Below are 7,971 nucleotides of genomic sequence, written 5' to 3' on the forward strand. Positions count from 1 at the left end.
ACGCATGAATTCATGCGTCAAGAACACCCAGGTTCCTGTCGCCCCAAGGAGTAGCAATGGAAAATGTAGAAGCTGAATGTCGCGGCCTAGCAGAGGTGATTGCACGCATTGGCGACAAGTGGACGGTCATGGTCTGTGGCCATCTCTCAGAAGGCACCCATCGTTTCAATGCGTTGAAGAACCGCATCCCCGGCATCTCGCACCGGATGCTGACCATCACCCTGCGCGGGCTCGAACGCGATGGACTGGTGGCTCGCAAAGCCTATGCTACCGTCCCGCCGAAGGTTGAGTACTGTCTGACCCCATTGGGGCAAAGCCTGACAGAACCTCTGGCAGCCCTAGCAAGTTGGGCACGCGAGAACCGGCCCGCCCTTGAACAGGCCCGCGCCGCATTTGATCGTCGTGCCGCGCAGGACTGAACTGGCGTTGAGGTGTGATGAAGCGCCCCGTCAATCAGCGGGGCATGCGGGGCATCATTCCATCAAGTAGCGCCACTTCACCATGCACTCGCCCAACTGTTTATCCCAAGATGACGGTTCATTCTGCTGCAGTATAATTACCAATATGCGCAGCATCGTCAGGCACATGAACGGAAATTAGCTGGCAGACAGGAACAGCGGGGATGGCATACGCGAGTATGTCGGACTTGCCACGAGCATATTTCCGGTTTTGGAAATTCTTTATGGCGCCTTGTATGTCGAGGATGAAGGCAAAAGCCGACAAACAATTGTCGGCTTTTCCAGCTCTTACCCAACCCAGCCATGTACCCCTTTCCATGCCTCATTCAACAGCCTCCCGGCAACAGCCCGGTCTGACGCGGAGCCTTCCAGTGCCGGGTGTCGCAGAACAGCGTAGTAGATCTCGCGCATGTCCTCTGTAGTCGCGTCATCACGCATCCATCCGCAGGCCCGCAGCTGATTGATGACCTGACGGCTCAATTCGGCATGCCTGACCCGGAACGCTTCATAAGCCTCCTGAGTGTCCAGCTGCTCCGCCTCCCGTTCCACATGAATGAGGGGCAGCGCCCGTGCGACGATTTCTTCCACCAGCGGGTTACTCATGACCAACTCCCATATCATTTGAAGGCCTCACCACACGGCCTGTAGACCTGTTTGGCGTCGACGTCTGTGCCCTGCCCTGAAACAGATCCTTTTCAGCGCCCCTCTGCGCGACAAGCCTGTTGGCCCGCTCCGCCGCATCCTGCGCGATCAGCGCCTGACGCCGGAGATTCCGGCCCAGATCGTCCCATCGCTCAGTGGGGATTTTGCGCAGCAACACCGATGTCGCCCGGCTGCGTGCGCGTTCCCCTGGCTGTAGCTCATCCTCCTCAATCTCTTCCCGGTCCCGCTCACGACGGATCCACTCGATCTGGCCCTGCCGGATCTTCATTTCCTCGCCCGTCAGGTCAATGGCGACAGACTTGTAAGGATGCTTACCCATGTCACCCGCGACACGGTTCAGCAGATCCTCATACGTCACAGGCGTCTTGTCGCCCAGCGGTCGGGAAAACGTCTCCGCTTCCCGTACACATGCTTCTCCCACCATTGTCCATGACGCGTGGACATGCCGACTTTCCGCGACATAGGCCGTAAATCCCGTCATCGACGAACTCCCCCGTGGCAGCGCATTGATATGCTCGTCTGATGTCGCCCCCTGTGCAGCGTCAATCGTCATCGCATGTCCAAAGCCCAGCGCAATGCGGCCCGTCTGCCGATCCGCCAGAGAGTCCCACGGTACCATGCCCTCTGTGCCAGCGCGGTTCCTGAGGATCAGGCCCTTCTCCGTCCAGCCCAGCACATCGACAAAATCACCATTCGATCCCAGTTCCAGCCATCGTGACCCGTAGCTGCGCTGGGCGCGACACCGCACCTTGCTGAAAAGCCTCAGCCGGTCACCAACCGCAATCGGCAGGTCATAGATCTCACCCCGTTGATCGATAGCCGCACGAACGATCTCCTCTTTCCCGAGCTCGCCGCGTTCACGCAGCCGCTCACGCACGGCCATGCTGAGCGCCATGACGTCCTCATTCGTGGGAGCGGACATCGTAATGCCGCGCTTGCTCCCGGCCGCACGGAGCATGTCGCGGCGCTTGAGGTAGAACTCCGCAATCTGTGCGACAACCTGCGCGTGGTCGCCCCCGACCAGGCTGAATGTCCCATCGGCCCGCTTGAGGTCTATCGCCTTACGGGCACGTTGCGCGTCCTCGGCGTTCTGCTCTTCCTCCGATTTCGTCATGTCGCGGCCCGTTCCACGAAACAGACCCGCGATCATCCGGCCGCGCTCGGTTTTCTGACGGATCGTGCTCAACAGCTCAAACCGCACACCCGCAGGCACCGAACGCATCATCAGTTCCACGCTGTCGCCCGCTTCGATGGCCTGCGCTTGCTCACGGTCCGCGATGATTCTCATGGAAAAGCCAACCTCCTTTTGCAGCCGCAGGAGCTTGAGCATCTGGATCGGTGCGATCTGGCTTCCCTCGTCAATGATGAGAACCGAGTTAGGCGCAATCGCCAATCGACCCGCCTCAATCTCGCGCAAAAGAGGGGACAGTGCGACCGTACGCTCCACTCCGGCATCCTTGAGCGCATCCGCCTGTCGCCATGCCATGGCCGTACCGATAACCTGTCGCCCTTCCTCCTTCCAGGCCGTGACCAGAGGCGATAGGAGCGCCGTCTTCCCAGCCCCCGCCGCTCCAGTCAGAAACCCAAGTCGCCCCGCAAGCCCAAGGCCATAAATGGCCGCAAGCTGGGCGCGGCCGTGATCCGGCTCGCGGTCAAAATCCAGACCAGACGCCTCAATCGCCTTTTGCAGGGCCTCGCGCGACAACGCCCCGTCCGCATCGCGGGCCGCCAGCGCCACCAGTTCGGAGAACTCTTTTTCAACGCTGATCTGGAACTTGGAGGTCACGAGTTCACGCCCATGCAGCGTTTCCACCACAAGCGCGGTCTGTTCCCCTTCCAGCACAACGCCCCGCTGCAGAATCATGTCTCGGACATGATCCATGTCGCCAGCCTCTTGGATCCCCGCCGCAATCAGGCCGTGAGCAGCGTGCATCCTGAGCACGTCCAGATCGAGAACCGCATTGCTCTTGAAGTCTTCCGCAACCAGCCGGGCTGCAATCGCGTAGGCTTCCTCAAACCGCTCAGCATCGGTCTTCGTCGCATACACCGTATCCGTCAGCGCGGTCGTGTGCTTCCAGCCCAGTTCTTCAGCCTGCTCCCGCCAGATCTCGCGGTCGTTGCTGCCGGTATATTTCTTCGCCCTGTAGGCCAGATTGGCCTGATGCAGAACCTTGAATTTCTGGTCGGCCGACATCGTCTTCCAGTCGCCACCCTGTCGTGCGACAAACGCCTTGGCCTGCTTTTCGGCCTGCTTGCTCCGCTTGGAGAATGCCTCGCAGACCTCCTTGGGAATGTCGTCAATGACAATCGCCCGGCCTCGGGCATCCATGCTGACCTTGATCCCCAGTTCGCGGAGCAGCTGCGCAAGCTGTGCCTGAAAATACGCCCCGAAGATATGGGGCATCGTCTTCGTGATCCGGGCTGAATCCAGAGAGCCGACATGCCCGTCCGCTGTGGCCACCATGTTCAGCAGGATGTTGTGGATATGGGCCTGCGGATCACCCGGCACAGGAATTTCGACCGACGCCGTCGGGCCTGACGCGCCATCCTGAATCTGCATGGCGGGTCGGGCTGCGTAATGTCGGAAGGATACCCAACCGACCTCGCCCTGCTCCTCGACATGCACGCCATTCACCATCCGCCGCGCCCAACCCAGTTCCGCCGCTATGAGCCTGAGTGCCCGATCATTCGCCGTATGGATGGCGTGCCAGATCAGCGCCTGCTCGGCCTTCGTGGACGCGAACTCGGCCGCAAGTGTCACAGACTTGTCCGGCGACGCCGTGAAGTCGAACCCCGAGATCGAGCGCTTGCGGCCACCCGCCTTTCGGCCCGCCTGTCTGGCCGTCTTGTCGCCCTCAATGTCGTGCCACTCCTCGCCGGTATCGGCCCGCTTGGCTTCAAACAGGTTACAGAGGGCCTCATCAGACGGCGGGGCCGTCAGATCAATGCCCAGGGCGCGGGCTGCGAGCGGGCCAATGCCAGGCCCCCAGTCGCCACGCCCTTCGCGGCCGGTATAGTAGTTGTTAAGGCGTCCGCCCTTCTCCTGGCCGCTATCCGGCGACACCTCTGCTCCCGGCGCTGCATCCATCTGATGCTCACGCAGATAAGCCATGATGAGCTTCCCCGCCCCATCGGCGGAGAGTTTGCGGAACGTCATCATGGCGTGGCGTCCATTTTGGCAACCAGCGCCTGAACCACGGATTGCATCTCAACCGTGGCCTGTGTCTGGAGAGCAATCGTCTCCGCCAGCGCCTCCAGCGCTTTGGCTAGCCGGTTGCCCTCATCGTCGTCAGGGGGCGTCAGGAGCCCGATGATCGTGGTGATACCCTTTGTCGTCTGCTCCGCCTGCGTCTGCAGAAGCATCAGAATTTTCGTGTGTGCCTGCTGCGTGTCGCGCATCTGCGCCATCTCGGACATCTGTCTTCTCTCCGTGGTTAAACGGAGAACAGACTCGCACAGATGGTTGTGACGCCTGTTCGCGCTGCCTGACCGGCGCGCGCTAGTGCCCGGACGGGCAGCCGTCGCGCAATGCCGACGACAACACCGCCACGACCTGCATGACCGCCTCCCGATATGCGGCTGGTAGAGTGCCAATCCTCTGGGCATCGGCGGCTTCGATCGTCGCGATTTTCGCCGTGCGAACCATCGACGGAGAGGGAAGACCGGCCGCCCTGAAATCGGTGATGTCGATATCAAGCGCCCACCGCCTGTGGGCGGACGACGTGACCATCAGCACCCAGAGCAGATCGGGCGCCCCGGCAGACTGCACCACCCGTACGACAAGGGCTGGCCGATGCTGACGGACAGGACGGTTTGTATAGGGGAACGGAACCTTGATCAGGTCCCAGACCTCAAAGCCCGGCATAGGCCTGCTGATCCGCGACAGAGTTCCATTCGCTGAATGTCGCGAAGGGATCATCCTGCTCCGGTGTCGCCGAAACCCGGGTCAGGACGACCTGCCCGTTCTCTACGACATAACCAATCTCGTCACCGGGCTGCAGGCCCAATGCCTTACGGACAGACTGCGGAATGGTCGTCTGCGACTTGCTTGTGAGGCGGCTTCTGATCATGCCCGCAATGTAAGGAATTCCCTTACGCTCCGCAAGCATTCTGTCGCCAGCACGACATCCATCCGCCCCATACAACTCCATCAGGGTGCAAAGGCCCGCGACACGCCTTCAGCCCGATCAGCGACTGCTCTTTAACCGATAGGCTGACGCGCCGCAGGCGCGGCAAACGGAACGTTTGCATTTGTATATGGAGAAATCTTTTTGGTGATGATGAAGTGAAGTAGTCATGATGTAGTGCGCGAGCAAAGCTGATGCGTTATTGAGGTGGAAATGAAGGCATGTTATAGGGTGCTGGCGCGGCCTTAGATGAGCGCAGAGGACAGGGAACGGGTAAAATGTCGGCAACAAGCATCGGGATAGAGGGGGCACTGGAGGCGCTTGATGGTGCTGCTGGCGTCGCGTCTGTGCGAGCATGGATGGAGCGGCATCGCGAGGCGTTGCTGGCGCATCAGGAAGGCCGTCGGATCAACTGGCGTGCGCTGTGCGACTGGTTTGCTTCGGTCGGGCTGCTGAACGGCAAGGGCCAGACGCCCACGATCCGCTGCGCCCAGCTGACATGGTACCGGGTCGGGAAATGGCTTGAGCGACGCAAGGCACGCGCTGCGGAGCGACAGGCCGAAGCCCTGCGTCTCGAAGCGGAACGCGAGAGCGAAAAAGCGGCCATTCAGGCGGAAATCCGCCAGCGCCGCGAGGCGGAATCCGCCGAGCAGGCCGCCCTACGCGACAAGATGGAGCAGGTGGAACGGGATGTCGCGCGGCGCGTTCAGGCGCAGGCAGAAGCCCAGACCATCGCGCGTGCCGCACGCGACGAGCTGCCACCCAGCACGGACGTGGACAGACAGGAAAACGTCCCCCAACAGGCGGCACGGGTGCGGATTGGTGAAGTCGCGCGGGTCGTGCGCATGCGCACGCAGGCACCACGCTATGGCCGGGATCGCGACATTCCCTTGCCGCCGCCCTATGTGGGCCCCAGACCCGCCGGAATGCCCGAAGACCTGCCGCTTGAAGCCCTCATGCCCCTTGACGCCCCCGGTCTGGACGACAAGGGGATGTATGACTTCAAACAGCTTCCGGGGATGCCGCGTCGTTCCTTCTATGACAACGAACGGCAGTGGATGATGGACTGCATGACCATGATCAAAGCTATTCCGCCTGCTGAACGCCCGCCAGCGCTGAAAGCCATGGGCCCGTGGCTTGCAACGTGCCTCGGCCCATCATACCGGGGATAGTCACACAGCACGGGAGCCGTGTGCGAGGCGTCACAACCAAATGCCTCACAATGAGAGAGAGGCCGCTAACCGGCGGCCTCGAATCACTGTGAGGATATTTTATGACTCAGAAATCTACGCCTACTTCAGCTCCAACCGCCTCCGAGAAACCGAGGGCGCTCATCAAAGCGGGGCGGGGCAATCTTGGCGGTACCTGTGCGCTGATGGTTCTCAGTGAAATTGCGCTTCAGGCCGGGCGGCCACTGGTCCTGGCGGATGGCGATGTGCGCAACCCCGGCATTTCGCTCTTCAAGGCCCTTTACGACAAGCATGGTCTTCCACGTCCTGAGAGTGAAGAAAGCGGCGAGCTGAAACGCTGGTACACAGACGCATTCAGCGAGGCTCTTTTGCGTAAGTCGTCTCTCGCTGTCGATATTGGCGGTGGCGACAGGACGCTGGAAGAATGGGCATCCGAAGACAGTCTTGTGGATGCCGCGGACGCGATGGGGCTGCCCATAACCGGCCTGTTTATGTGCGGCCCGCAGCCCGGTGATATTGACTACCTGCTCAAGCTCTGGGGTTCGGGTCTTTTCAAGCCAAAGCATGGGGTCATTGTTCTAAATGAATGGACCGTGCCAGCGGGCCATAAGCCCGATACGGTATTCAAGCCAATCTACCTTGATTCGCGTCTAACAGGCGCTTCCGATATGGATGTTGCCTTTCTCCGCATTCCCAAACTGACATGCATGGCCGAGGTCATTAGCAGCGGCCTGTCGTTTCATGATGCTGCGGCTGGCAAAGCAGGTCTGTCAGGTAAGCCCCTCGATCCGATGCGCCGCTGGCAGGTCGGTCACTGGCTGGAAAAAATTCAGACCAACATTATGGCCGAAGGGATCGACACATGGCTGCCGTAACCGCCTCTCCCGAAAACGGAGAGCCCCGGCATGAAGCACTCCTGCGGGAAGCCGGGCGCGAACTGGAACGTGTTGCACGGCTTGAAGGCATTGACGAATTCAGCCCGCTCGGCCGCTGGATCATTGCCCTGCGCAGCAGCATGGACGCCCTTGCGGCTGTCGCAGAGGCAAGCGCCGTCAGAACGGAGGATCTGGAAAGGCAGCTGAAGATCGTGCTCGCCAGCGCAGATAAGGAGCTTAGCACCCTGCGCGAAGACCTGGCGACCGGGGTCGAAACTGTGCGGGCGATCAACTCGTCCGCAGAACTCCGCGTCAAAATGGAAGAGGAACGTCTCAAACAGCACCAGCAGGTCACGATCGACAACATGATCGCCTCGATCATGGGCGGGCTGAAAACGGAACTGTACGACCGGCTCAAACAGCAGATGCCCCACCATGAACAGGGTTTCTATCTGGCGACACGCTGGAAAGCGATCTCACGGCTGGCACTGGCCGGTGCCCTGTTTTTCTGTGGGGGGTTAGTCGCACATTATGCGCTGGTGTCGCATACGCTTGAACGCGGGCGCTACTGTGAGGGGCATAGTTACGTGGCGGAAAACGGGCAGGCATGGTGTGATCTGACACCCCTGCGTGTCCCTGACCGGAACCAGAACTAGCG

Annotated in this window: 9 protein-coding genes; 4 read left to right on the forward strand and 5 right to left on the reverse strand. The window is 60.7% G+C overall.

Features of this window, described 5'->3' with window-relative positions:
* Nucleotides 1-56 precede the first annotated feature (56 nt).
* Nucleotides 57-419, forward strand: a complete 363-nt coding sequence (locus J2D75_RS11420; RefSeq protein ID WP_025860475.1) for a winged helix-turn-helix transcriptional regulator — start codon at nt 57-59, stop codon at nt 417-419.
* 327 nt (nt 420-746) lie between these two features.
* On the opposite strand, the gene J2D75_RS11425 is transcribed toward J2D75_RS11420, so the two are convergent.
* The 5 genes from J2D75_RS11425 to J2D75_RS11445 all read right to left on the reverse strand — a co-directional run bounded on the left by J2D75_RS11425 (nt 747) and on the right by J2D75_RS11445 (nt 5,191).
* Nucleotides 747-1,061 (reverse strand): hypothetical protein, encoded by a 315-nt coding sequence (locus tag J2D75_RS11425; RefSeq protein WP_025860474.1) that lies wholly within the window; start codon nt 1,059-1,061, stop codon nt 747-749.
* Entirely contained in the window at nt 1,054-4,281 is a 3,228-nt protein-coding gene (gene mobF, locus J2D75_RS11430; RefSeq protein ID WP_207854944.1) for a MobF family relaxase, read from the reverse strand. The genes J2D75_RS11425 and mobF overlap by 8 nt, the downstream gene beginning before the upstream one ends.
* Entirely contained in the window at nt 4,278-4,538 is a 261-nt protein-coding gene (locus J2D75_RS11435; protein WP_207854945.1) for a hypothetical protein, read from the reverse strand. Before J2D75_RS11435 ends, mobF begins: the two co-directional genes overlap by 4 nt.
* Before the next feature lie 82 nt (nt 4,539-4,620).
* Nucleotides 4,621-5,040, reverse strand: coding sequence for a type II toxin-antitoxin system PemK/MazF family toxin (locus J2D75_RS11440; protein WP_207854946.1), 420 nt, complete (start codon nt 5,038-5,040; stop codon nt 4,621-4,623).
* The gene (locus tag J2D75_RS11445) at nt 4,973-5,191 is read right to left on the reverse strand and encodes a type II toxin-antitoxin system PrlF family antitoxin (RefSeq protein ID WP_025860471.1); all 219 of its coding nucleotides are present in this window, start codon (nt 5,189-5,191) and stop codon (nt 4,973-4,975) included. The genes J2D75_RS11440 and J2D75_RS11445 overlap by 68 nt, the downstream gene beginning before the upstream one ends.
* Nucleotides 5,192-5,526: 335 nt before the next feature.
* Here J2D75_RS11445 and J2D75_RS11450 point away from each other — a divergent pair, with 335 nt between their 5' ends.
* From J2D75_RS11450 to J2D75_RS11460, 3 genes are all read left to right on the forward strand, one after another.
* Nucleotides 5,527-6,420, forward strand: coding sequence for a flotillin family protein (locus J2D75_RS11450; protein ID WP_207854947.1), 894 nt, complete (start codon nt 5,527-5,529; stop codon nt 6,418-6,420).
* Nucleotides 6,421-6,521: 101 nt separating this feature from the next.
* Complete coding sequence (locus tag J2D75_RS11455; RefSeq protein ID WP_207854948.1) at nt 6,522-7,313, forward strand: hypothetical protein; 792 nt, start codon at nt 6,522-6,524, stop codon at nt 7,311-7,313.
* The gene (locus J2D75_RS11460; protein WP_207854949.1) at nt 7,301-7,969 is read left to right on the forward strand and encodes a hypothetical protein; all 669 of its coding nucleotides are present in this window, start codon (nt 7,301-7,303) and stop codon (nt 7,967-7,969) included. The genes J2D75_RS11455 and J2D75_RS11460 overlap by 13 nt, the downstream gene beginning before the upstream one ends.
* Nucleotides 7,970-7,971: the final 2 nt, after the last annotated feature.

The sequence above is a fragment of the Acetobacter suratthaniensis genome (assembly GCF_017377745.1).
GTDB lineage: Bacteria > Pseudomonadota > Alphaproteobacteria > Acetobacterales > Acetobacteraceae > Acetobacter > Acetobacter suratthaniensis.